At 73.2% G+C, this 23,556-nt stretch carries 21 protein-coding genes; 11 read left to right on the top strand and 10 right to left on the bottom strand.

Annotated elements, in window-relative coordinates; translation table 11 throughout:
- Positions 1-54: 54 nt before the first annotated feature.
- Both DT019_RS36455 and metG read right to left on the bottom strand, forming a co-directional pair.
- Positions 55-732, bottom strand: a complete 678-nt coding sequence (locus tag DT019_RS36455) for a helix-turn-helix transcriptional regulator (RefSeq protein ID WP_189390253.1) — start codon at positions 730-732, stop codon at positions 55-57.
- A 225-nt stretch (positions 733-957) separates the two neighbouring features.
- On the bottom strand, positions 958-2,538 hold the full coding sequence (gene metG, locus DT019_RS36450) for a methionine--tRNA ligase (protein ID WP_114041290.1): 1,581 nt from the start codon (positions 2,536-2,538) through the stop codon (positions 958-960).
- Between the two features lie 156 nt (positions 2,539-2,694).
- Here metG and DT019_RS36445 point away from each other — a divergent pair, with 156 nt between their 5' ends.
- Positions 2,695-3,348, top strand: coding sequence for a response regulator transcription factor (locus tag DT019_RS36445; RefSeq protein WP_189390259.1), 654 nt, complete (start codon positions 2,695-2,697; stop codon positions 3,346-3,348).
- A gap of 19 nt (positions 3,349-3,367) precedes the next feature.
- On the top strand, positions 3,368-4,498 hold the full coding sequence (locus DT019_RS36440) for a sensor histidine kinase (protein WP_114041288.1): 1,131 nt from the start codon (positions 3,368-3,370) through the stop codon (positions 4,496-4,498).
- Here DT019_RS36440 and DT019_RS36435 read toward each other — a convergent pair.
- Entirely contained in the window at positions 4,479-5,939 is a 1,461-nt protein-coding gene (locus DT019_RS36435; protein ID WP_114041287.1) for a VWA domain-containing protein, read from the bottom strand. The two genes, DT019_RS36440 and DT019_RS36435, sit on opposite strands and share 20 nt — an antisense overlap.
- Positions 5,940-6,154: 215 nt before the next feature.
- On the bottom strand, positions 6,155-7,099 hold the full coding sequence (locus DT019_RS36430) for a LysR family transcriptional regulator (protein WP_114041286.1): 945 nt from the start codon (positions 7,097-7,099) through the stop codon (positions 6,155-6,157).
- Between the two features lie 221 nt (positions 7,100-7,320).
- Here DT019_RS36430 and snpA point away from each other — a divergent pair, with 221 nt between their 5' ends.
- On the top strand, positions 7,321-7,974 hold the full coding sequence (gene snpA, locus DT019_RS36425) for a snapalysin (RefSeq protein ID WP_114041285.1): 654 nt from the start codon (positions 7,321-7,323) through the stop codon (positions 7,972-7,974).
- Between the two features lie 505 nt (positions 7,975-8,479).
- Here snpA and DT019_RS36415 read toward each other — a convergent pair.
- From DT019_RS36415 to DT019_RS36405, 3 genes are all read right to left on the bottom strand, one after another.
- Complete coding sequence (locus DT019_RS36415) at positions 8,480-10,438, bottom strand: FUSC family protein (protein WP_114041309.1); 1,959 nt, start codon at positions 10,436-10,438, stop codon at positions 8,480-8,482.
- Positions 10,439-10,630: 192 nt separating this feature from the next.
- Entirely contained in the window at positions 10,631-11,635 is a 1,005-nt protein-coding gene (locus DT019_RS36410) for an endonuclease/exonuclease/phosphatase family protein (protein WP_114041308.1), read from the bottom strand.
- Between the two features lie 85 nt (positions 11,636-11,720).
- Positions 11,721-12,593, bottom strand: coding sequence for a hypothetical protein (locus tag DT019_RS36405; protein WP_189390252.1), 873 nt, complete (start codon positions 12,591-12,593; stop codon positions 11,721-11,723).
- Positions 12,594-12,690: 97 nt separating this feature from the next.
- Here DT019_RS36405 and DT019_RS36400 point away from each other — a divergent pair, with 97 nt between their 5' ends.
- The 4 genes from DT019_RS36400 (at position 12,691) to trpS (ending at position 17,034) form a co-directional block, all read left to right on the top strand.
- A complete protein-coding gene (locus DT019_RS36400; protein ID WP_114041284.1) occupies positions 12,691-13,086 on the top strand; it encodes a hypothetical protein in 396 nt (131 codons plus the stop codon).
- A 74-nt stretch (positions 13,087-13,160) separates the two neighbouring features.
- A complete protein-coding gene (locus tag DT019_RS40560; protein ID WP_223279943.1) occupies positions 13,161-13,289 on the top strand; it encodes a DUF6126 family protein in 129 nt (42 codons plus the stop codon).
- Between the two features lie 320 nt (positions 13,290-13,609).
- The gene (locus tag DT019_RS36395) at positions 13,610-15,736 is read left to right on the top strand and encodes an FG-GAP repeat domain-containing protein (protein WP_114041283.1); all 2,127 of its coding nucleotides are present in this window, start codon (positions 13,610-13,612) and stop codon (positions 15,734-15,736) included.
- 254 nt (positions 15,737-15,990) lie between these two features.
- A complete protein-coding gene (gene trpS, locus DT019_RS36390) occupies positions 15,991-17,034 on the top strand; it encodes a tryptophan--tRNA ligase (protein WP_114041282.1) in 1,044 nt (347 codons plus the stop codon).
- Between the two features lie 17 nt (positions 17,035-17,051).
- On the opposite strand, the gene DT019_RS36385 is transcribed toward trpS, so the two are convergent.
- Entirely contained in the window at positions 17,052-17,960 is a 909-nt protein-coding gene (locus DT019_RS36385; protein ID WP_223279942.1) for a LysR family transcriptional regulator, read from the bottom strand.
- Between the two features lie 181 nt (positions 17,961-18,141).
- On the opposite strand from DT019_RS36385, the gene DT019_RS36380 reads away from it, so the two are divergent.
- The 3 genes from DT019_RS36380 (at position 18,142) to DT019_RS36370 (ending at position 20,301) form a co-directional block, all read left to right on the top strand.
- The gene (locus tag DT019_RS36380; protein ID WP_114041280.1) at positions 18,142-18,594 is read left to right on the top strand and encodes a nuclear transport factor 2 family protein; all 453 of its coding nucleotides are present in this window, start codon (positions 18,142-18,144) and stop codon (positions 18,592-18,594) included.
- A 28-nt stretch (positions 18,595-18,622) separates the two neighbouring features.
- Entirely contained in the window at positions 18,623-19,561 is a 939-nt protein-coding gene (locus DT019_RS36375) for a zinc-binding dehydrogenase (protein ID WP_114041279.1), read from the top strand.
- A 71-nt stretch (positions 19,562-19,632) separates the two neighbouring features.
- Positions 19,633-20,301: a lytic transglycosylase domain-containing protein gene (locus DT019_RS36370; RefSeq protein ID WP_114041278.1), complete on the top strand. Its 669-nt coding sequence runs from the start codon at positions 19,633-19,635 to the stop codon at positions 20,299-20,301.
- A 10-nt stretch (positions 20,302-20,311) separates the two neighbouring features.
- Here the strand turns inward: DT019_RS36370 and DT019_RS39975 are convergent, their stop codons facing one another.
- Together DT019_RS39975 and DT019_RS36360 are read right to left on the bottom strand one after the other, a co-directional pair.
- The gene (locus tag DT019_RS39975) at positions 20,312-21,034 is read right to left on the bottom strand and encodes an XRE family transcriptional regulator (RefSeq protein WP_189390250.1); all 723 of its coding nucleotides are present in this window, start codon (positions 21,032-21,034) and stop codon (positions 20,312-20,314) included.
- Positions 21,035-21,182: 148 nt separating this feature from the next.
- Positions 21,183-21,560, bottom strand: a complete 378-nt coding sequence (locus tag DT019_RS36360) for an SH3 domain-containing protein (RefSeq protein WP_114041277.1) — start codon at positions 21,558-21,560, stop codon at positions 21,183-21,185.
- Between the two features lie 246 nt (positions 21,561-21,806).
- Here DT019_RS36360 and DT019_RS36355 point away from each other — a divergent pair, with 246 nt between their 5' ends.
- The gene (locus DT019_RS36355) at positions 21,807-23,408 is read left to right on the top strand and encodes an MFS transporter (RefSeq protein ID WP_114041276.1); all 1,602 of its coding nucleotides are present in this window, start codon (positions 21,807-21,809) and stop codon (positions 23,406-23,408) included.
- The last annotated feature ends 148 nt before the right edge of the window (positions 23,409-23,556 follow it).

The raw sequence follows: 23,556 nt of genomic DNA, 5'->3' as shown, positions 1-23,556 counted from the left end.
GCGGCGATGGAGCGGTCTGCGGCGGCCGGGCAGGTGTGCCGGGCGCCGTACCGGCTAGATGTAGCCCTCGCGCAGCGCGTAGGCCACGGCGTGCGCGCGGTTGGTGAGCTGCAGCCTGGTCATGAGGGCGTGCAGGATGTTCTTGACGGTGCGTTCCGAGTAGGCGAGCTTCTCGGAGATCTGCCGGGTGTCGAGGCCCTCGGCGACGAGCCGCAGCACGTCGACCTCGCGCGGCGCCATCCCGAACAGCGGCGCGGCCGACGCGGACCCGGCCGAGGCCGAGGTGGTCTCCGAGCGGCGCAACCGTCCGACCTGCACGAGCAGTCGGCTGATGAGGTCCGGCGGCAGTTCCCCCTCGCCGCGCGCCGCGCTGTGCACGGCCTTCAACAGTCGCTGTTCGGTGGCCTGGTGGCGCCACAGGATGGCCCGCACCCCGTACTCGACCACGGTCAGCAGATCGGGCTCCCGCAGTTCGCGGGCTATGAGCACCACGCGCTGCTCCCCGCCGCGCACCACGCGGCGCAGCTCCGCGGAGGCCGAGTCGTCGACCTGGTCGACGAGCATGACGGCGACCGTGGGGTCGGCCGGGCGGCCGTCCGTCTCGCGGGCCTCTCTGGTGTCCCGCAGGACTTCCACCGTCGGCTGGTGCTGCAGATGACTGATGACCCCGGCCCGGCTCAGCGGATCGGAGGCGTGAACGGTCACGGTGACACGATTCGCGAGCAATGGCATTCCCTGTCCTTTCCCTCTCCCCGTGCGTACCGACCGGAACACTCTGGTCGCACCCGATCAACAGCGAATCAACAACCGTTGAATGGGCCACAGATCCTGCCAAGAGGGAAAGAATTCGTCCGGAAAGGAGGGCGGCGGGCGGCGGGCGTGATCCCGGCCGCGCCCGCCCCGCACGCCGGGACCCATCGGCCCCGGCGGCCCCAACCTCCGTACGGGACAAGCCCTTTACGCGGGCTTCTCCTCCAGGCGCGGGAAGAGCACGGCGCCCTTGGTGACCTTCGCGCCGGCGGGCAGCGCGCCCCAGGTGCCCGCGTCCTGGACCCGCTGCTCGGCGAGCGCGCCCAGCGCGGCCTCGGCGCCGAGCGAGTCCCACAGCTTGCGCGAGGTGTCCGGCATCACCGGGTTGAGCAGCACCGCGACGCCGCGCAGCGCCTCGGCCGCGGTGTACAGGATCGTCGCGAGCCGGGCCCGGCCCTCGGCGGAGTCGTCCTTGGCGACCTTCCAGGGCTCCTGCTCGGTGAGGTAGCCGTTGACCTGCTTGACGAAGTCGAAGACGGCCAGGATGCCGCCCTGGAAGTCGAGTTCGTCGCCGATGCGCCGGTCGGCCTCGGCGGCCGCCTTCGCGAGTCCGTCGCGCACGGCCTGCTCGGCGGCCCCGTCGGCACTCGACGCGGGCAGCTCGCCGCCGAAGTACTTGCCGACCATCGCGGCGACGCGGGAGGCCAGGTTGCCGTAGTCGTTGGCGAGTTCGGAGGTGTAGCGGGCGGTGAAGTCCTCCCAGGAGAACGAGCCGTCCTGGCCGAACGCGATGGCCCGCAGGAAGTACCAGCGGTAGGCGTCCACGCCGAAGTGCGAGGTCAGGTCCTGCGGCTTGATGCCGGTCAGGTTGGACTTCGACATCTTCTCGCCGCCGACCATCAGCCAGCCGTTGGCCGCGACCTTCCCCGGCACCGGCAGCCCGTTGGCCATCAGCATCGCGGGCCAGATGATCGCGTGGAAGCGCAGGATGTCCTTGCCGACGAGGTGCACGTCCGCCGGGAAGATCTCCTCGAAGCGGGCCTGGTCGGCGCCGTACCCGACCGCCGTCGCATAGTTGAGCAGCGCGTCCACCCACACGTAGATCACGTGCTGCGGGTCCCACGGCACGGGCACGCCCCAGTCGAAGGTCGACCGCGAGATGGACAGGTCCTGAAGGCCCTGGCGCACGAAGTTCAGTACTTCGTTGCGGGCCGACTCGGGCTGGATGAAGCCCGGGTTCGCCTCGTAGAACTCAAGGAGCTTCGGACCGTACTCGCTCAGCTTGAAGAAGTAGTTCTCCTCCTTGAGGAGCTCCACCGGCTTCTTGTGGATGGCGCACAGCTCGGTGCCGTCCTCCGCCCTGACCAGGTCGCCGGGGAGCTTGTACTCCTCGCAGCCCACGCAGTACGGGCCCTCGTAGCCGCCCTTGTAGATCTCGCCCTTGTCGTACAGGTCCTGGACGAACTCCTGCACGCGGTCCGTGTGCCGCTTCTGGGTGGTGCGGATGAAGTCGTCGTTGGCGATGTCCAGGTGCTCCCACAGGGGCTGCCACGCCTCGCCGACGAGCTTGTCGCACCACTCCTGCGGGGTGACGCCGTTCGCCTCGGCCGTGCGCATGATCTTCTGGCCGTGCTCGTCCGTGCCCGTCAGGTACCACACCTTCTCGCCGCGCTGGCGGTGCCAGCGGGTGAGCACGTCACCGGCGACGGTGGTGTAGGCGTGGCCCAGGTGCGGGGCGTCGTTGACGTAGTAGATGGGCGTCGAAACGTAGTACGTCGGCGAAGGCATGCGCGGAATCCTATCGGCCGACGTCACCGCGACCGCCCGGGATGTCCGGATGGCGGACGCCCCCGGAGGCCGCGGAGAGGTTTGCGAAACACCCGTTGCCGTAGCAAGGACGCATCCTGGGACGGAAGGGGGCACGTGCACACGAAGGACGAGAACATGCGGGTACTGGTCGCCGAGGACGAGGAGGTCCTCGCCGAGCTCGTCGCCACCGGTCTGCGGCGGGCCGGATTCGCCGTGGACACCGTCTACAGCGGGGACGCGGCCCTGGCCTACCTGGGCCTGCACGACTACGACGTGGTGGTGCTCGACCGCGACCTGCCGCGCGTGCACGGCGACGAGGTGGCCCGCCGCCTGGTCGCCGACGCCTCCCGCACCCGCATCCTCATGCTGACCGCGTCGGCGTCCATGGAGGACCGGGTCGAGGGCCTCGACCTGGGCGCGGACGACTACCTGGGCAAGCCCTTCGAGTTCCCCGAGCTGGTCTCGCGGGTCCGGGCGCTGCGCCGGCGCAGCGCCCGCCCGGTGCCGCCCGTCCTGGAGCGGCACGGCCTGCGCCTGGACACCGTGCGGCGCACCGCGCACCGCGACGGGCACGAGCTCGACCTCTCGCCCAAGGAGTTCGCGGTGCTTCAGATCCTCCTGGAGGCCGACGGCGCGGCCGTCTCCGCCGAGGAACTCCTGGAGCGCGCCTGGGACGCCAACGCCGACCCCTTCACCGGCGCGGTACGCGTCGCCATGAGCAAGCTGCGCGGCAAGCTCGGCGAGCCCTCGCTGATCCGTACCGTCCAGGGCGTGGGGTACGCGCTGTGAACGCGGGGAGCCACGCCAGGTGATCAGGACCCGCATAGCGCTGATCTTCGGCGGTGTCTTCCTGGTGCTCGGGGCGGCGCTGCTGGCCGTCGTCAACCTGCTCTCGCGGGCCGGCACCGAACAGCAGGCGACGGCCATCGCGACCCGCGCGACCACCCTCCGGATGCCGTCGGGCGTGTCCGCCTACCGCAGCGGCCCGGCCCCGCTCGAACCGCTCACCGTCTACCGGCTCAGCGCCGACGTGAGCGACGCCGCCTCCAGCCAGACCGCGCTGTGGTCCACGCTGGCGCTCGTCGCGATCGCGCTGCTCGCGGTCGTGGTGGGCTGGTGGACGGCGGGCCGCCTCCTTCGCCCCGTCCACGTCATGACGGCGCGGGCCCGCAGGCTGACGGCGAGCAACCTGCACGAGAGGATCGGGGCGGCCGGGCCCGACGACGAGCTGAAGGAACTCGGCGACACCATCGACGACCTCCTCGGCCGCCTCGAAGCCGCCTTCGACAGCCAGCGCCGCTTCATCGCCAACGCCTCGCACGAACTGCGCACCCCGCTCGCCACCCAGCGCGCTGCGATCCAGATCGGCCTCGACGGTGAGCCCGGACCCGGCGACATCGAGCGCACCCGTACGACGCTGCTCGACAACAACCGGCGCAGCGAGCAGCTCATCGAGGGGCTGCTGATGCTGGCCCGCAGCGAGCGGGGCCTGGAGCGGCGCGAGGAGGTGGACCTCGCGGAGGTCGTCCGGGAGGAGGCGGCGCGCCACGACACCGTCAAGGTGAACGCCGTCCCCGCCGTGGTGCGGGGCAACCGGGCGCTGCTTGCCCGCCTGACCGCGAACCTCCTCGCCAACGCGGTCACCTACAACGTGCCGGGCGGGGCGGTGGAGGTCACCGTGTACGGCGGCCGGCTCGTGGTGGCCAACCCCGGGGGGCCGGTGGTGGCCGAGGAGGACATCCCGGCCCTGTTCGAGCCCTTCCGGCGGGGCGAGGGCCGCGACCGGATGGGGCCGGGGGCGGGGCTCGGCCTGTCCATCGTGCGCTCCATCGCGGTGGCCCACGGCGGGACGGCCACGGCGGCGCCCGGCCCCGAGGGCGGGCTCACCGTGACCGTCTCGCTGCCGAAGGCGGCGGCCGCTACGGGCGGAACGAGTTGAGCAGACCCTGGTAGACCTCGGCGTCGCTCAGCTCGCGGGGCGCGGGCCCGGCGTGGAAGAAGCCGACGTGGGCGTGGTCCGTCTCGGCGGTGCGCAGGAAGTCGAACGCCTTCGAGTCGTCCTCGCCGAACGCGACGAACTGCCAGTACAGCGGCTTGTCGGCGACGTCCGTGAGCGCCTGGCGGGCGGGCAGCTTGGCGTCGGGGGCGCCGTCGGTCTGGAACACGACGAGCACCGGCTCGTCGTGCCCGGACTTCTCGACGTGCTCGACGACCTCCTCGACGGCCCGGTGGTAGCTGGTGCGCCCCAGGCGCCCGAGCCCGGCGTGCGTCTCGTCGACGAGCCCCTCGTACGCGTCGAGCCCGAGGTCCACCGACCCGTCGATGTCGGTCGAGAAGAACACGGTGTGCACGGTGGCCTCCTCGTCGAGGTGCGCCGCGAGCGCGAGCACCTGCTCGGCGAGACCCTGCGCGCTGCCGTCCTTGTAGTACGGCCGCATCGACCCGGACCGGTCGAGCACGAGGTACACCTTGGCCCGCGCCCCACTGATCCCGGCCTTCTTGAGCGCGGCCCCGGCCGCCTTGTACGCCCCGGAGAGCCCCGGCGCCCGAGACTTCACCCGAGCGGCCGAGACGGCGGGCTTGGGGGTGGGGAGAGGAGTGTCGGCGTCGGCTTCGACCGCTTCCTTTGCCTCTGCTTCCTCTGTTGCCTCTGCCGTCACAGGCTCGGGCTCGACGACGGGCTCCGCCGCGACCGGCTCGGGCTCGGGTTCTGCTTCCGCCTGGACGGGCTCAGGCTCGGGGTCTGCCTCCGCGGCGACCGGCTTGGGCTCGGGCTCCGCCTCTGCCTGGACGGGCTCGGCTTCTGCTGTCGCGGGCTCCGCCTCGACCTCGGCGGGCTCGGGCTCGACGACGGGCTCAACCGCGACCTCAACCTCAGCCACCACCGGCTCGGGCTCGGGGGCGGTGGCCTCCGTCTCCTCGACCGGCACGGGCTCCTCGGCCGCGACCGGCTCGGCCACCGGCTCCGGCTCGGCCTCCGTACGGGGCTGCGGCACCTCGGCGACCGGCTGCTCCGAAGCGTCGGCGGAATCCGAGGAATCCGAGGAATCCGAGGAGTCCGCGGTGTCCGAGGAATCCGAGGAGTCCGAGGTGTCCGCGCTGGTGGCGGAGTCGGAGGAGGAGGAAGTCGGGGCCGGGGTCGAGGACGAGGCCGGGGGGCGGGGGCCGTCGAAGGCGGCGGCCACCAGCTCCTCCGCGGAGGAGAGGGTGACTTCCTTCGCCGGGGCCGGAACGGACGGCGCGGCCGCCTCGGCCGGGGCGGGGGTCTCGGCGGTCTCGGGGGCGCGTTCCGCCTGGGGCGGTACGGAAGCCGCCGTCGGCTCGGCACGCTCCGCGCGATCGCGTCCGAACACCTTGCGCAGCAAGCTCCGAATGCCCATGGGCGAGGCCTTTCGCATGAGTTGGGTGCGATACGTACCGCACTGCGCCACAGGTCCGGGGTCCGATCCCTGGCCAGCGCGGACACGTAAGGTTAGCGACCCTGCGGGGCGTTTCCCGGAAGGGGCCGGGTGAGCACCGCAAAAGGGAGCAGCGGCGGCCCGTCGCGGCTCAGGCGGAACCCGCCCCCCCCCGACGCGGCCCGCGCGAAGCCCTGCTAGGGCCGCCCCCGCTCCGTCAGCCAGGACCGGTAGGGCGGGGAGTGCGAAGCGGCCTCCCAGTACGCCGACTCCAGGTCGGCGCCCACCCCGGCCAGGTCGCCTCCGTACGCCCCGCCGCGGACCGCCAGGAGCAGACGTACGCCCAGCGGGTCTCCCCGCAGCGGGCGTACGGCCATGTCGGGGCGGGGGCGCGAGGTGGGCTGGCAGAGGGTGACCACCTCTCCCGTGGCGACCAGACCGGCCGCGGTCAGGTAATCGCCGTGCAGGATGCGGGGGTTGAGCCCCGCGGTGCTGAGGACCCGGCGCAGGCCCTCCCATTCGCCGTCCACGCTGGGGTCGACCATCCACTGGTCGGCGGCCAGGTCGGCGAGGTCCACGACGGGGTGGTGCGCCGCCGGGTGGTCGGCGGCCAGGCAGACGAACTGGGGCTCGCGCTCCACCAGGGTGCGCACGTCCAGGCCCGGCGGGACCCGCAGCGGGCAGCCCTCGACCTCGTGCACGAAGGCCACGTCCAACTCGCCCTCGGCGACGCCGCGCAGCAGCGCGGTGGCCGAAACCGCCACCTGGAGCTGGGTCTCGGTGCCCGGCAGCCGCTCCCGCAGCCGGCGCAGCCAGCCCGGGATGGCGCGGCTCGCGGTCGAGCCGATGCGCAGCCGCGCGCCGCCCTCCCTGCGGGCGGCCGCGGCGCGGGTCTCGGTGACCAGCGCGCTCAGCGAGGCGAGCAGCGGACGGGCCCGGCCGACCACGCCCCGGCCCAGGGGCGTGGGCACACAGCCGGTCCGCTCGCGCGAGAAGAGCCGCCCGCCCAAGGTGTTCTCGATGCGCCGCAGTTGGGTGGTCAGGGCGGGCTGACTCGTGCCGAGGGCCCGGGCGGCGCCGTGCAGACTGCCCGCGTCGGCGATGGCGCACAGCACCCGCAGATGTCTCACCTCCAGATCCATGCGGCTGAGGTTAGGGCGTGCTAACCCATCGCGCCAGGTGGCCAAAACCCCTCTGATACGCGGGAGTTATCGCAGATCGGCATCATTCCCGTACGCCGCCGCGGCCTCCACAATCACCGGGACGGCGGCGCCACCGTCGTCATCCAGTCACGGAGAACACCCCACACCCGTGCCCGGCCCACCCAGCCGTGCGCGGATCCCCGAAGGATTGGTAACCCCCCATGAGACACTCCCGCACCCTTGTCGTGACCGCCGCGCTGGGCCTGGCCCTCGCGGGCTTCGGCGCGATCCCCGCCACCGCCGCCACCGCCGCCACCCAGACCAATGCCCCCACCGCGCACTACACCGCCGCGGGCAAGCACTCCGCCGCCAACGACCGGGCGTTCTACGACGCGGTCATGAAGTCGGTCGCCAAGAAGCGCGCCGCCAATCCGCTGGCCGCCGCGGTCACCGTGTACTACAGCGCCGCCAACGCCCCCAGCTTCCGCTCGCAGATAGCGCAGGCCGCGCAGATCTGGAACTCCTCGGTGCAGAACGTCCGCCTCGCCGAGAGCGGTTCGGGCGCGGACTTCCAGTACTACGAGGGCGACGACCCGCAGAACGGCTCGTACGCCTCGACCGACGGGCACGGCAGCGGCTACATCTTCCTCGACTACAGCCAGAACCAGCAGTACTACTCGGTGCGGGTCGTCGCGCACGAGACGGGCCACGTGCTCGGCCTGCCCGACCACTACTCCGGGCCGTGCAGTGAGCTCATGTCCGGCGGCGGGCCCGGCCCGTCGTGCCGCAACGCGTACCCGAACAGCACGGAGAAGTCGCGTGTGAACAGCCTGTGGCGCAACGGGCTGGCCTCCGCGTTCAAGCCGGCCGCGTAGGCGTCGGCCTCTGGCAGCATGGGGGGATGTCCAGCGTCTCTCCTCGCCGTTCCTGCCCGTCCTGCGGTCGTTCCGTCGCCGTGGTGGCGGGCAGGTTCGTGCGTCACGATCCCCGTACGCGGGTGGGGGGCGAGCTGACGCTCTGCCCGGGGTCCAAGATGCGGGCCCCCGCGGATGCCTCGCAGCGAACCCTGGACGGGTTCGAACTCCCCCCGTTTCCGGGGCAGTTGCCGCTCTTCTGACGGCCCCTTCGGTCTGCGGACCGTGCTCGCTTCTCGCGCAGTTCCCCGCGCCCCTAACCCCGATTTCGTCCGCCCGCCGTGCGTGGCTGGTCGCGCAGTTCCCCGCGCCCCTTAGCAGTACGGGTGCTGGCCAGCATGGGCATCTTCAGCCCGTCATGGGGATCCCCCCTGGCCCTTAAGGCCTTGGGGGAGTTTGAGGACGAGCGCCCTTTAGGCGCGAACGGGGTCTGGGGCGGAGCCCCAGGGGCCCTTCACCCCCGGGGTCAGGGGGTGGGGGAGGCGATGGCGCGGGCCGCTCGGACTTCCTGCCGCAGCGGGGCGAGAACGGACTCCTCGTCCCCCGGGAGCGCCGCCCGCACCTCCACCAGCGTCACACTCTCCCGCAGCCCGTCCGCCAGTTCGCGCAGCTGGACCGCGATCGCCTCCGCCTCGCCCGGCGCGGGCCACGGCGCCCCGTGGTTGACCCGGACCCGCGCCGCCGTCGTCGCGTCCACGATGCGTTCGACCGCCACGACCAGCGGCCACCACGCGGCGGCCCTGGCCCCGGTGGGCGGGGGCTCGGTCAGCGCCCGCTGGAACTCGCTGCGTACCGTCGACAGATCGCGGTAGAGGCGCCGCCTGCGGCGGACCCGCTCGGTGCGGTCGTCCTCGGAGCCGAAGGTGTACTCCACGTACTCGGCGGTCGAGGCCACCGCGTCCGCGAGCCGGGCCCCGACGCGGGTGTGCCAGCTCTCGGGCCACAGCACATAGCCCGCCACCAGCGCGATCCCGCAGCCGATGAGGCTGTCCCACAGGCGCGGCATGACCAGGTTGAAGCCCTGGTGGTTGAGGACGTCGGAGAGCAGCAGGATCACCGGGGTGATGGCCGCGGTCTGGAAGGCGTAGCCCTTCGCGGAGAACGCCGGGATCAGCGCGGCGAGCAGCATCAGGACCGGCACGTCCCACCAGCCGCGCGGTACGTCGGCGAGGACGGCGGCGGCGATGACGAGGCCGCCCGCGGTGCCGATCGCCCGCATCAGGGCGCGGGCGAAGACCGAGCCGAAGTCGGGCTTGAGCACGAAGACGATGGTGAGCGCGACCCAGTACGAGCGTTCCACCGGGACCACGGAGACCAGGGCCTGGGCGAGGCCGATGCACAGGGCGAGGCGCAGTCCGTAGCGCCAGGAGGCGCCGGAGAGCAGGACGTTGCGGGCCGCGCGGCGGAAGCGGATGCGCAGGGCCGCCGGGCGGCCGAGGCGGTCGTCGATGTTGGACTGGTCGGGGTCGGGGTGGTGCACCACCGCGAAGGCGTGCCGCAGCGCGGTGTCCAGAGCGCGCTCTGCGGGGGTCGTGGGCGCGGGCAGCTCGGGCTCGGCGGTGCCGGTGCGGCCCTCGTCGACCGCGTCCGCCAACTCCCGTACGGCGGCCGGGATCGCGGGGTCCACGCCCCAGCCGCGCAGGTGCACGGCGGGGGCCGCTTCCACGATCGGGATGAGGACGTTGAGCTGGGCGAGCAGGCGCACCAGCTCGCCGCGGCGGCCGTGTTCGCGGGTGCGGCGGGCGAGGATGAGGTCGTAGGTGGTGTTGAGGGAGTGCGTGACGGCCTGGCGTCTGGTGTCGTACCCGTCGGTGGCGGCCGCCTCGATGGCCTCGGCGACCGCGCGATAGGTCCCGGCGACGGCGGCGCGCTCGGGTTCGGTGCGCCGCAGCGGCCAGCCGAGCAGGCTCAGGAGCAGGACGAGCAGGCCGCCGAGGCTGAGCAGCAGCGGCGCCTTCCACCAGGGGGACGGCATGGGCAGTCCCGCGCCGACCACCGCGTTGAGCAGGAGCAGCAGGCCCGAGACCGAGGCGACCGCGCCGATCGAGGAGATCATTCCGGAGGCCAGCGCGACCAGGGTCAGCGCGGCGACCGCGAGCCAGCCGTGCCCGAAGACGAGGCTGCCGACGGTCACGCCGAGCGCGCCGAAGAGCTGCGGCACGGCGATGTTGAAGATCCGCATCCGGTAGGCGTCGGCGGTGTCGCCGATGACTCCGCTGAGCGCGCCCATGGAGGCGAGCGCGCCGTACACGCCGTGGCCGGTCGCCATGCCCACGGCGAGCGGGGCGGCCAGGGCGATCGCGGCGCGGAGCACGGCGGGCCAGGGGATGGGGGTGGGGGCCGGCCGCAGCCCCCCGATGAGCCATTCCGGCGGCGCGAACCGCCCCGGTCGCACCCCGTCCCCCGCCCGCTTCTGATCAGCCATGAGCACACGACACCGTAAAAAGATCACTTGGTGCAAACGGGACGCCCAACAAAACCGTAAAACTTGTCCACAGCCTGTGGATAAATTCTACGAAAGTGATCGGGTCGAGGGCGTGGCCGCTTCCGGATCATCCCTGAAGACCCCGGGTCGCCCGGCGAAGGCCGCCCTGCCGCGCGCGCCGTCCGCGCGGTCCTACCCGGCGTACAGGCTGAGCCCCACCAGGAGGGCGCGGTGGTCGGTGCCGCGCAGCTTCAGGAAGCGGGCGGACGTCACCTTGAAGTGGTCGCTCACCAGGACGTGGTCGATCTGGGTGCGCAGCGGGGTGGTGCGGTCGGCGGGCCAGGAGTAGGTGTGCGACCGGCCGGTGAGGCGGGCGCTGTCGTGCAGGGCGCCCGCCTCCAGCACGGAGCGGAACAGGGCGTGGTCCTGAGTGGCGTTGAAGTCCCCGGCCAGGATCACCGGCTGCCCGGCGGCCGACTTCGCGAACTCCCTTACCCGGCCCAGCTCTTGGTGCCATTTGCCCTCGTCGCGCGGGAGCGGCGGCGAGGGATGCGCGAGCTGGAGGCGGACCGCGCGCCCGCCGATGGTGGCCACCGCGCCCGGCATGGCCATCACCGACTCGATGGGCTCGGCGGGCTTGAGCGGGTACCGGCTCAGGATCGCGGAGCCGGCCGAGCCGTCCTCGCGCACCACGTCGCGGTACGGGTAGTCGGCCGCCGGCAGATCGGCGGCGAGCGCGTCGGAGCAGCGGAAGCTGCACTCCTCGACGAACACGAGGTCGGGCTTCTCACGCCGGACGGTGGCGATCAGATCGTCCGTCGCCCACCCGAACTCGGTGTTGGAGGTGAGGACTTTGAGCTCCGCCAGGACCGGACCCTTCGGCCGGGTCGTGGCATCGCCGTACGGCTGGGTGTACCAGCCGGTTACCGCGAGCACCGCGACGCCCCACACCATCCCCGTGCGCCACCGCCCCAGCGCCGCGAGCGCGAGCCCCGCGCCGCCGGGCACGAGCAGCCAGGGCAGGAAGGCGAGGGCCTGCGGCACGGGCGTGACCCCGTCCGAGTCGGCGGCCCGGCACCCCACCACCGCGCTGACCCCGGCCAGCAGCAGCGCCCCGGCCAGCGCGGACACCACCCGCCAGGGGTGGCGGCGCCGTACGGGCGCGGCCGCCCGGTCCGGCATGGTTCCGGTGCCCATGGTGTCCAAGGCGGTCCGCCCTCCGCTGGCTGGTCACGGCGCTCGCATCCTCCCTCAAGGACGGCCCCGCGCCGGGCAGGGTTGTTCAAGCCTTTGCCCGCGCCGCTCCCGGGGCCGGATCGGGCCCGCGCCCCCGCTTCCCCAGCCGCCCCGCGAGCCAGGCCGCGAGCGCCAGCGCGAGACCGAACGCGAGCACGCCCCACGCGGCCGTGCTGAGGAAGTCGGTGAGCGCGTCGTAGACCGCCCCCGCCGCCGACGGATCGGAGTCCGCGGGGAGCCCGTCGAGCGTGAGCGACCTGCCGACCGCGACCAGCACGCGCAGGACCGCCGCGCCCACGGCGAGCCCGACCCCCACCCCGATGAGGGCGCGGCGGCGGCGTACCGCGACGAGCACCGCCGACCCCGCCGCCGCCAGACAGGCGACCGCGCCCCAGACGCCGATGCGCCGGAGCCACCGGAAGACGGTGCGGACCGGGCCCAGCTTCGTCGACTCGACGACGGTCAGGTCGGTCTTCTCCACGGGAATCTCGTTCGCGAACGGCACGCCCTGTGCCTCCAGTTCGGTCTTGATCTGCTGGATCGCCGGGGCCAGGTCGATGCGCACGTCGTTGCCGCCGCCGTTCTCGGTCAGCGCGGACACGACGCTCGCGTGGGCGGCCCGGTTGGCGGTGTTCCACACACCCCGGAAGGCGGAGGTGGTGGTGAAGGACCGCACGGCCCCGCCGATCAGCGAGGCCACCGAGGCCTGGAGCGGCCCCACGTCGATGTTCTTCATGATCGCGTCGGTGGCCCTGGCGGCCACCTCGTCGCGCACGGCCCCGTTCCCAGCGAGCGGCGCCATGGCGGCCACGTACCGGTCGCTGTCGGCGATCTCCGTCTTCGCCCAGGCGGCGATCGCGCCGAGCGGCACCAGGACGGCCGCGAGCACGATCAGCACCGCCGACAGGAAGCTGCGCACCCGTCCACGAAATCCCGGGTTGCCCAGCGGCGCGCGCGGGTGTGGGCTGTATGGGGGACGCGCACACGTGCCCCGGGCAAGCGGAAGGAGTGCCGCCATGGCCGCACACGTTTCGGTACCCGCCCCGAGCCGCCGCACGGCTCACCACCCGAGCAGGGCCCTCCTCGCGGTCCCCGTCGTCCTGGGAGTGGCGTACGGCATCTACGCCGCGGTCATCCAGCGGGGCGGCGGCGCGCTCACCGGCGGCCAGATCGTCCTCGGTGTCGTGTCGGGCCTCGTCCTGATGGCCCTCGGCATGGGCCTCCTCAGCATCCAGTCCGCCCTGCCCCGCGAGCTGCGCGCGGCGGCGTACGGGACGCTGTTCGGCAGCGGGATGGGCTTCCTGTACAGCCTGGCCGGGCACAGCGTGTTCCGGTCGTCCGGGATCGGCGCGATCTTCGGCGGCGCGATGTTCCTGGTGTCGTTCTACGTGTTCTACACGCACGAGGACTGACCCCGGGCCGCCCACCCGCGCCCCCCTCGGTGCCGTCCCCGTACCCTGGACGGGACCGAGGAGGCGGGTGGCCGGTGGCCGACAGCGAGAAGAGCCAGGAGCGCGGCATCGCGCTGCGCGCGGGCTTCTATATCTTCGGCACCCATGCCTTCGCCGGTTTCGTGTGGCTCCTGTTCTACGTGGGAAGCCACGCGCACAAGTAGCGCCCGATCCCGCGGGGCCACGCTCCCCACGTACCGCCGCGTCCGGCGGCCCCGCGCCCGCGGGCGGCGCCGTGCTGCTTCCACCCGCATGAGGTACGTCCCCGCAGGGCACCAACCCAGTGTCCTCGCCGGGGAGTTCGGGATTCCGCGTCCGCTGTTAACCTCCCGGCCACTCGCATGCTGGGCCCGAGCCGGGCGGCTTTCCTATCCTCGCGCGGCATGCACGCGCGGCTTCGCGTACCCCGCATGCTTCCCACGCATGAGGCGGAGTACTTGTGGCAGAGAACAGGCACGGCCGACGCAGCACGCTGATAGGCAGGGTGTTAGTACCCGCGCTGACGTCCGCACTCGCGCTCGGCGCCTTCGGCGCGACCGGCGCCGAGGCCAGGCCGGGGCCCGCCCCGGCGGTCCAGACCGACCAGTGGGGCGCGCCGTACGCGCTCACCGACGGCACGACGATCCAGACGCTGATCGACACCAGAACGGCCAAGGACGGCACGGTCGTCGCCCTGTGGTCCAGACTCGCCGCGAACAGGTCGCAGCGCGATCTGCTTGTGGCCGTGCGGTCGGCGGGGACGACGAAGTGGGGGCCGGTGCGGACGCTGGCGAGCTCCACCTACGACACGTCCTCGCCGGTCGACGCGCACCTCCTGGCGGCGTCGGACGGTTCGGTGACCGTGGCCTGGGTCGACGTGGCCGCGACCGGTGCGGTGCTGCGCACGTCGGCGCTGCCCGCCGGGGCCACGTCCTGGTCGTCGCCGGTGCAGATAGCCGCGGCCGACCGCATCCAGGACATCCGGCTCGCGGGCACCCCCTCGGGCCGCACGGTCGTGGTGTGGGCGCACAGCGTCGACCCGCGGTACGAGGTGTACGCGGCCGAGCGCACCGGGGCGTCGGGCGCCTGGTCGGCGCCGGCCCGGCTCGACAACACCGCCGCGGGAGCGCAGGACGGCTACCCCCAGGTCGCGGTCGCCGCGGACGGCTCGGTGTCGGTGGTGTGGACGGAGTACGGGCCCGCGGGCGCCGCCTTCAAGTCCGCCGAGCAGGGTGCGTCGGCCACCGCCTGGAGCGCCCCGCACGACACCTTCGGCCAGCCGGTCCCGGCCGGCGAGGCCCGGCTGACGGCGGCCCCGGGCGGCGCCCTCGCGCTGACCTGGCTCGCGGGCGGCGCGCTCAAGTACGCGCAGAGACCGGCCGCGAGCGGCGGTTGGGGGCCGGTCGAGACGGCGGCCAGGACCGACGCCTTCGGCGACGCGGTGCCGTCCGCGCTGACCGGCCCGGACGGTGACGTCACGCTGGTGTGGTCCGACTACCAGTCCGGCACGGACGGCTTCTGGATCCGCACCGCGACCCGGGCCGCCGCCACCGGCACATGGGCGCCCGTGCAGACCCTGTCGACCCAATACGCCGGCATGACGGGGTTCGGCGCCGACATCGCCGCCGACGGCACGGTGCAGGCCGGCTGGAGCCAGCCCGCCGACGACGGCAACTCCACCCGCTTCGTGGTGGCCTCCCGCATGGGCGGCGTCTGGAGCACGCCGAAGGAGCTCAGCGCCAACACCTCCGGCTACGCGCGCGGCGGCATGTCCGTGGGCGGTCCGGCAGGCCGCCCGACCGCCCTGTGGGAGGACCCCACCGGCACGTACACGACCCGCCTGATGACCGCCACCACCGCCCCGGGACCCGCCACCTGGCGGGACTACAACGGTGACGGCAGGGGCGACCTCCTCGCCCTCACCCCCGGCGGCACCCTCACCATCCGCACCGGCAACGGCAGCGGCGACGTCACCCCGGGCCCCTCGGCGCCGGGCTGGCCCACCACCTCCCGCTACGTCCCGGCGGGCGACCTCACCAACGACGGCAACAACGACCTCCTCGTACGGGACGCCTCCGGGCAGCTCACCCGCTACGACGGCGCCGTGAACAAGCCGTTCGCGCCGGGCGGGCCGCACCTCGGGCTCGGCGGCGGCTGGAACGCGTTCGACCAGCTCACCGTCCCCGGCGACCTGACCGGCGACGGCCGCCCCGACCTGATCGCCCGCACCGCATCGGGCGACCTGTACATGTACGCCGACAACGGCGCGGGCCAGTTCCGGGACCCGGTCAGGATCGGGTTCGGCTGGGGGATCTACGACACCGTGATCGGGGCCGGTGACCTCAACGGCGACGGCTACGGCGACCTGCTCGCCCGGGACACCGCCGGGGTGCTGTGGCGCTACGACGGCAACGGGCAGGGCACCTTCGGCGACCGGGTCCGCCTGGGCGCGGGCTGGGGGATCTACAACGCGCTCGCCGGGGTCGGCGACATCACGGGCGACGGCAAGCCGGATTTGGTGGCCCGCGACAGCGACGGCGGGCTGTGGCGCTACCCCGGCAACGGCGCCGGCGCGTACACGGACCGGGTGCGGATCGGAGGCGGCTGGCAGATGTACCAGGGCCTGTACTGATCCGGGCCCGAGGCGGCGCGTGTCCAAAGACCCTGGGTGCGTGCCGCCCGCCGGGCTACAGTGGATCCATGTCGTCCGCGTCGCAGTGTCCCTCTCAGCTCTGCTGGTGGCGCTCCTCCTAGGAGCGGCCACGACTCACGCGCGACATCGTCAGCGGGCCGTTCGCATCGGACGGTCCCTTTTTGTTGCCCTCGCTGGATGTGCAGTGGGCGCCGTCCAGGCCCGCCCCGTCCACTGCCTACGAGGAGCCCACCATGACCAGCACGATCACCCGCACCGCCGCCCCGGCCGCCCCGGCCACCCCGGCCGCCACGGACGACCGCATCCTGACCGGCGACCGCCCCACCGGCCCCCTCCACCTCGGCCACTACTTCGGCACGCTCCAGAACCGGGTCCGGCTCCAGAACGAGGGGGTGGACCTCTTCCTCGTCATCCCGGACTACCAGGTGCTCACGGACCGGGACGTGGCCGACCGGCTCTCCGAGGCCGTCGAGGGCCTGGTACTCGATTACCTCGGCGCGGGCGTCGACCCGTCCCGCGCGACGATCTTCACGCACAGCGCGGTCCCGGCCCTCAACCAGCTCCTCCTGCCCTTCCTGAGCCTGGTCTCGGTGGCCGAACTCAGCCGCAACCCCACGGTCAAGGACGAGATCGCCCACTCCCGCCAGGCGGCCGTGTCGGGCCTGATGTTCACCTATCCCGCCCACCAGGCCGCCGACATCCTGTTCTGCAAGGCGACCCTCGTCCCGGTCGGCAAGGACCAGGTGCCGCACCTGGAGCTGACCCGCACCATCGCACGCCGCTTCAACGAGCGGTACGGCTCGGTCTTCCCCGAGCCGCGCACCCTGCTCTCGCGGGCGCCGCTCCTGCTCGGCACCGACGGCGGCAAGATGAGCAAGAGCCGGGGCAACGCGATCGCGCTGCGGGCGAGTTCGGACGAGGCGGCCCGGCTGATCCGGGGCGCGAAGACGGATGCGACCCGGCATATTTCCTACGACCCGGAGCACCGCCCCGAGGTGAGCAACCTGCTCCTGCTCGCCGCGCTCTGCCAGGGCCGCGACCCGCACGAGGTGGCGGCCGGGATCGGCGACGGCGGCTCGGCCGCGCTGAAGGCGGCGGTCACCGAGGCCGTCAACGACCACTTCGCCCCGCTGCGCGCCCGCCGCGCCGAGTACGCCCAGGACATGGGCCACGTACGGGAGTTGATCGAGCAGGGCAACGCGCGGGCGAACGCGGTGGCCGAGGCCACCCTCGACGAGGTGCGGCAGGCGATGGGCACGTTCCGGACGGCGGCCTGAGCGGCCCTTGCCCGGGCCTACGCCGGGGAGCGGAGCCACCCCTCGGCGCGGGCGGTCTCGGCCGCCGTCCGCAGGAGGCGGGCCACGGCGGGGCGGCGGGCCGGGCCCCGCGTCAGCAGGTGGAGTTCGACGGCGGCCGCCGGGCGCAGCGGCCGCCACACCAGCGTGCCGGGCAGGCCGTCGGCCGCCGACTCCCCGAGCACGGAGACGGCCTCGCCCCGCGCGACGGGCGTGTGCGCGGCGTCGAACGAGAGCTGCCGCAGCAGGAGTCGGGGCGTGATCCCGGCCCGGGTGAAGATCGCGGTGATCGCGTCGAAGTGCCCGGGGTTGGCCTCGCGCGGATGCACGAGCAGGCGCTCGTCCGCGAGCGAGGCCACCTCGACGCTCTCCGCCCCCGCGAGCGGGTGCGACGCGGGCAGCAGCACCCCCTGGTGTTCGAGGCGTACGAGGGTGCGGACGAGTTCGGGGGTCGGGGGCGGGCAGCGGACCAGGCCGGCGTCCAGGGTGGCGTCGGTGACCCCGGCCACGATGTCGGCGGTGGGCAGCAGCCGGGTGGTCACGGCGAGGGCCGGGTGGTGCTCGGCGAGCGCCGCGAGCAGGGCGGGTGCGGTGCCGTACCCGGTGCTGGTGCTGTATCCCAGCGTCAGCGTGTCCCGCTCGGTCGCGGCGAAGCCGCGCACGTCCCGCCACAACCGGTCGGCCTCGGCGCACAGTTCGCCGCCGCGCTCCCTCAGCAGCCGCCCGGCGTCGGTGAGTTCGACGGAGTGTGTGGTGCGGTCGAAGAGCCGCACCCCCAGCTCCTGCTCCAGCTGCCGGATCTGGCGGCTGAGCGCGGGCTGCGCGATGTGCAGACGTTCGGCGGCGCGCGTGAAGTTCCGCTCGTCGGCGACGGCGAGGAAGGAGCGCAGACGGCGGAGTCCGGACATGCCGAGCAGCATACGACCGGGGCTGAGCAGCCGTTATGCCGGTACGGCATGGACCTCTCGCGAACTGGTCTTTCCCTTGCGCGGGGCCCCGTTCCTAGGGTTTCAGGTGTCGGGAAGAGACACCCCCGGAGCCCCGCGCGACGGCGGAGCGAACCCCTTGCGAACACCTGAGGAGCAGGCCATGACCACCGCGACCACCACCCCCGCGAAGACCCCCACCGCCACCCCCGCGGACGTCACCGAGGCCAGCCGGGCCGTGATCCTGCGCTACATGGACACCCTCACCACCGGCGACTTCGACGCCCTGCGCGCGTTCTTCGCGCCGGACGCGACCTGGACGCTCGCCGGTGACCTGCCGCTCTCGCGGACCTGGGTCGGCCCGAGCGCGATCCTCGACGAGTTCATCCCGGCGATGGTGTCGCGGCTCGAAGCGGACTCGATGGAGCTCGAATTCGAGGGCGTCATCGCCGAGGGGGAGCGCGTCTTCGCCGAGTGGAACACCCGGGCCACCGCCAAGTCGGGCCTGCCCTACGACCAGCACTGCCTGGCGGTCTTCACCGTGCGGGACGGGCGGATCGTCGAGGTGCGCGAGTACTTCGACACCCTGCACGCCAAGAACGTCGTGTTCGTCTGAGCCCCCCGACACGGAGAGAGGAAGAGTCATGAAAGCCCTCCTGCCCGGCTCCCCGGACGACGCCGATCAGCCCGTCCTCCTGGGCGAGGCACCCGAACCCGCCCCGAAGGACGACGAGTTGGTGGTCTCGGTCGAGGCCTACTCGGTCAACCGGGGCGAGACCTTCCAGCTCGACGGCGGGCTCGACCGCAGGTGGCCGGGCTGGCGGCCCGGCAAGGACGTGGCGGGCACGGTGGTGTGCGCCGCCGCCGACGGGAGCGGCCCCGCCGTCGGCACCCGGGTGGTGGCGCACCCGCCCGCGTTCGGCTGGGCCGAGCGGGTCGCGGTGGCGAGCACCGGCGTCGCCGAACTCCCCGACAGCATCGACGCGGTGACCGCCGCGGCCCTGCCGCTCGCGGGCATCACCGCGCTGCGGCTGCTGCGCGCGGCGGGCCCCGTCGCGGGCCGGCGCGTCCTGATCACCGGCGCGAGCGGCGGAGTGGGCCACTACGTCACCGAGCTCGCCGCGTCGTCCGGGGCGGCCGTCACCGCCGTCGTCGCCACTCCCGAACGGGGCGCCCGGCTGGCCGAGTTGGGCGCGGCCGAGGTGGTCACGTCGGTCGCGGAGGCCACGGGCCCGTACGACATCGTCCTGGAGCCGGTCGGCGGCGACTCGCTGCCCGCCGCGCTGGCCCGGCTCAGGCCCGCCGGGCTGCTGGTCTGGTTCGGCCAGGCGAGCCGCACCCCGGTGACGCTCGACTTCTTCGACTTCTTCAAGGGACCCGGCCGCGCCCGCATCGCCCACTTCGACTACACCGTCTCCGACACGACGTACGGCGGTGACCTCGCCGCGCTGGTCCGCCTGGTGGAGACGGGGCGGCTGCACCCGGAGATCGGCTCGGTGCGGGACTGGTCCCGCACCGCCGAGGTCATCGCGGACCTCAGGGCCCGCCGGGTGCGCGGAAACGCGGTCCTGACACTTCGCTGATGCTGCCCGGAGAGGCCCATTCGTAGACTGGGCGGCGACGACGGGACCCGGACCGGACGGACAGGGCGGCGATGGCTGAACAGCGCGGGCGCGGAGGGCGGGTTCGATGGCTGGTGCTGCCGGTGGTCGCGCTGGTCGCGTGGGGATGTGTGCGGGGCGGCGGCTCGTCGTCGGACGGCGGGAGCCCGGAGCGCTCCGCGAAGCCCGGCGCCTCCGCCTCGCCCGCGCCGTCCGCGTCCCCGTCGAAGAGCGGCACGTACGACCCCGCCGACTACGCGGGCCAGGTGCGGACGTACGCCAGGAAGGCCGGGGTCAGCGCGCAGCTCCTGATGGCGATCCTCTACAACGAGGACTACAAGCCGCACGATCCGGCCTTCGAGCGGAGCTGGCAGAAGTACAAGCCGGACGCGGCCTTCGGCATCGCGAACATGCACCGGGCCGCCTTCGACCAGACCAAGCGGGGGCGCGACTTCGCGGGGCGCTCGTGGGAGGAGCTGCCCGACGACCGCGCGCTCGCGGTGGAGGCGGCGGCCTGGTACCTGCACGACATGTCCGCCGAGCTGCCCGCGCACTGGGCGGGTCCGTACACGCGGGAGGAGCTGATGGCGCTCGGGTACAACGCGGGTGGCGGCAACATGGCGGCGTTCGCGCGGGGGGCGAAGATGGGGAGCCAGGCGTCGGACTACCTGACGCGGCTGCGGGACAACTGGAAGAAGGCCGGGTCGGTGGTCGCGGGCTGAGCCGCAGCCGCTAGCCGGGCGGCACGTCGCCCGTGCACAGCATCTTGTGGCTGACCTCGGCGCAGGCCTCGGCCTGCCGGGGGTCGGGGGCCACCAGCATGGGGCTCTCGGTGTCGGCGCCGGTCGAGCTGTTGCGCACCTCGGACCAGATGGTGTCGCAGGACGGGCTGTAGCGGAGCTTCACCGCGTACGAGGCCGTGGTCAGGGCGCTCTGAGTGCGGGCGTCGGTGCGGCAGGGGGAGGCGGCGGGGTCGTCGCCCTGGCAGCTGGCGCCCCGGCAGGCGGGCGGCGCGGGCGCGGCGGGGGTCGCCTCGGGCGGGTGCGGAAGGGCGGCCCAGGCGGCGCTTCCCACCAGGGCGAGCGCCGCGGCGACGGTCACCGTGCGCCGGTGCGGGCGGCGGCCGGACGGTTCACGGACGGGCTCGGCCGGGGGCGCCGGGCGCGGCGCCTCGGGCGGGGCCGCGGGCTCGGGGGGCCGTACCGCGCGGTCCCAGAGGTCGAGCAGCCGGGCGTGGTGCTCGGCGCCGCCGAGGGCGCCGAAGGCGTCGACCGCGTCACGCGGCGGCAGGTTGTCGCCGTTGAGATAGCGGTGCCAGGCCGACTTGCTGTAGGCGGTGCGGGCGGAGAGACCGGCCAGGCTCAGCCCGGAGGCCTTTTTCAGGTGCCGCAACTCCTCGATCAGCAGCCTCAGTTCGGGTCGGGTCGACTCGGGCAGCTGTCGCCATTGGGCCACGCGGTCCCTCCCATAAGTCCACAAAGTCCCGTTCAGGGGCCATCTGTACCCCAGCGGGGCCGGAGCCAAGCTCCGGCCCCTGGGGCGAACGGGCGAAGTTGTGGACCGGCGCCCTGACCGACCGTCCCCGAGGGTCAGGGCCGCCGGCTCAGCACCACGGCACGGAGGATCCGGCCGAGACCCGTACGTAGTGGGCCGAGACGTAGCGGCTGTGGTGTCCGGCCAGCCGGTACCAGACCCGGTTGCCGTGCACCGAGCCGCCGCTCGTCTTGCAGACCAGCCACACCTGGCGTCCCGAGCGCAGGGTGCCGGTGGTCCGGTAGGTGACCCCGGCGCCGCTGCGGATGTGCAGCAGGCGGCCGTGCCCGGTGACCACGACACCCTGCGCGTGGATCTTGTGGTGGTGGGCCGTGGCCACGGGGGCCTTCGCGGCGGCGGTGGCGGGCGCCGCCATCGCGGCGGCCGGGAACAGGGCGAGCAGGGCGGCGACGGCGACGACGCCGCTTCGCACGGTGCTTCGGTTCATGTGTGTCTTCTCCAAGGTGCGGGGTCCCCGAGTAAGTGACCCTGTGTCAGCACCTGTGTCCGGAGCGCGACGCGCACAAGCGTCCCAGCCGTGCCTGGGACGAATAGGGACGGGGCCGCCGGGGCGCGGACCGGTGGCTGAGCCGCGCACCGCCCCGGGCGTTCACTCGCGTGGCGGAACCCCCGGGCCTCACTTAGCGTGAGGAAGGGGCGATCACCACCGGGAGATCACCGAGGAGACCGGCACATGGGCCGTCACACCAAGGACTCTGTCGAGGTAGGTCGCGCCGAGCGCATAGCGGCCGCGGCCGAGGACCTTTCCACCACCCGGCCACCCGTGAGCACCCCGCCACCGGCCGCCGCCTACGCGGGCGAGGGCGTGCCGCCGCCCCCGCACACCGGGGCCCGGCACGAACACCGCTGGCTCGTGCTCGGCGTCATCGCGCTCGCCCAGCTCATGGTCGTGCTCGACGCGACCATCGTGAACATCGCGCTGCCCTCCGCGCAGCGCGATCTCGGCTTCAGCGACGGAAACCGCCAGTGGATCGTCACGGCGTACGCGCTGGCCTTCGGCTCGCTGCTGCTGCTCGGCGGCCGGATCGCCGACCTCGTCGGACGCAAGGTCGTCTTCCTGACCGGCCTGGTCGGCTTCGCGCTGGCCTCCGCGATCGGCGGCGCAGCGCCCAGCTTCGAGGTCCTGGTCACCGCCCGCGCGCTCCAGGGCGTCTTCGGAGCGCTGCTCGCGCCGGCCGCGCTCTCGCTGCTCACCACCACGTTCACCGACCCCAAGGAACGCGCCAAGGCGTTCGGCATCTACGGCGCGGTCGCGGGCACCGGCGGCGCGGTGGGCCTGCTGCTCGGCGGCCTGCTCACCGAGTATCTCGACTGGCGCTGGTGCCTGTACGTCAACCTCCTCTTCGCGGCCCTGGCCTTCCTCGGCGCGCTGCGCCTGCTGCACCCCGGTGCGCCGCTGGACCGCCCCAAGCTCGACATCCCGGGCACGGTCCTCGTCTCGGCCGGACTCTTCTGCATCGTCTACGGGTTCTCCAACGCCGAGACGCACGCCTGGAGCTCCGCGCAGACGTGGGGATTCCTCGCGGCGGGCGGCGTGCTGCTCATCGCGTTCGCCGCGTGGCAGACGAGGGCGAGGCATCCGCTGCTGCCGCTGCGCGTCGTCCTGGACCGGGACCGGGGCGCGTCCTACCTCGCCATGTTCATCTCCGGCGCGGGCATGTTCGGCGTGTTCCTGTTCCTGACGTACTACCTCCAGCAGGTCCTGCGGTACTCCCCGGTCAAGACCGGGCTGGCCTTCCTGCCGATGGTGTTCGCGATGATCGTGAGCTCGGTCGTCGCGCAGAACAAGCTGGTTCCCAGGCTGGGCGCGAAGCCGATCGTGCCGCTGGGCATGGGACTCGGCGCGGCGGGGCTCGCCTGGATGACCGCCCTGGACGCGACGAGCGGGTACGCCGCCCATGTCCTGCCCCCGCTGCTCGTGATGGGCGTCGGCATGGGCCTGATCTTCGCGCCAGCGATGAGCATGGCCACGGCGGGAGTCGCCGCGCACGACGCGGGCGTCGCCTCCGCGATGGTCAACACCAGCCAGCAGGTGGGCGGTTCGATCGGCACGGCCCTCCTGAACACCCTCGCGACGAGCGCCGCCACCAGCTACCTGGCGGGCCGCCAACCCACCCCCGCGGCCCGCGTCCAGGCCCAGCTGCACAGCTACTCGACGGCGTACTGGTGGTCGGCCGCGTTCTTCGCCCTGGGCCTCCTGGTGTCGGTGGTCCTCTACCGCAAGGGCCCACCCCGCCCAGCGGTCGGCCCCACGGAGGGACCCGTCCACATGTGAGGCGGGCCGGGCCCGCGTCGGCCATGACATTTGTCCTGCGGCACTCAGGACGCTTCGCTCTGCCGCGCTGCCTGCCCCCGGCGGGAGTATCGGTGGTGTCGGCAAGGGCCGGCGGGGTCGCTGGGAAAACAGGGTGAGGGGAACGTCA

Origin of the sequence: Streptomyces sp. SDr-06 (assembly GCF_003324565.1) — a bacterium.
Lineage (GTDB): Bacteria > Actinomycetota > Actinomycetes > Streptomycetales > Streptomycetaceae > Streptomyces.
The sequence above is the reverse complement of the archived record's forward strand: the minus strand, read 5'-3'. Positions and strand labels throughout refer to the sequence as shown.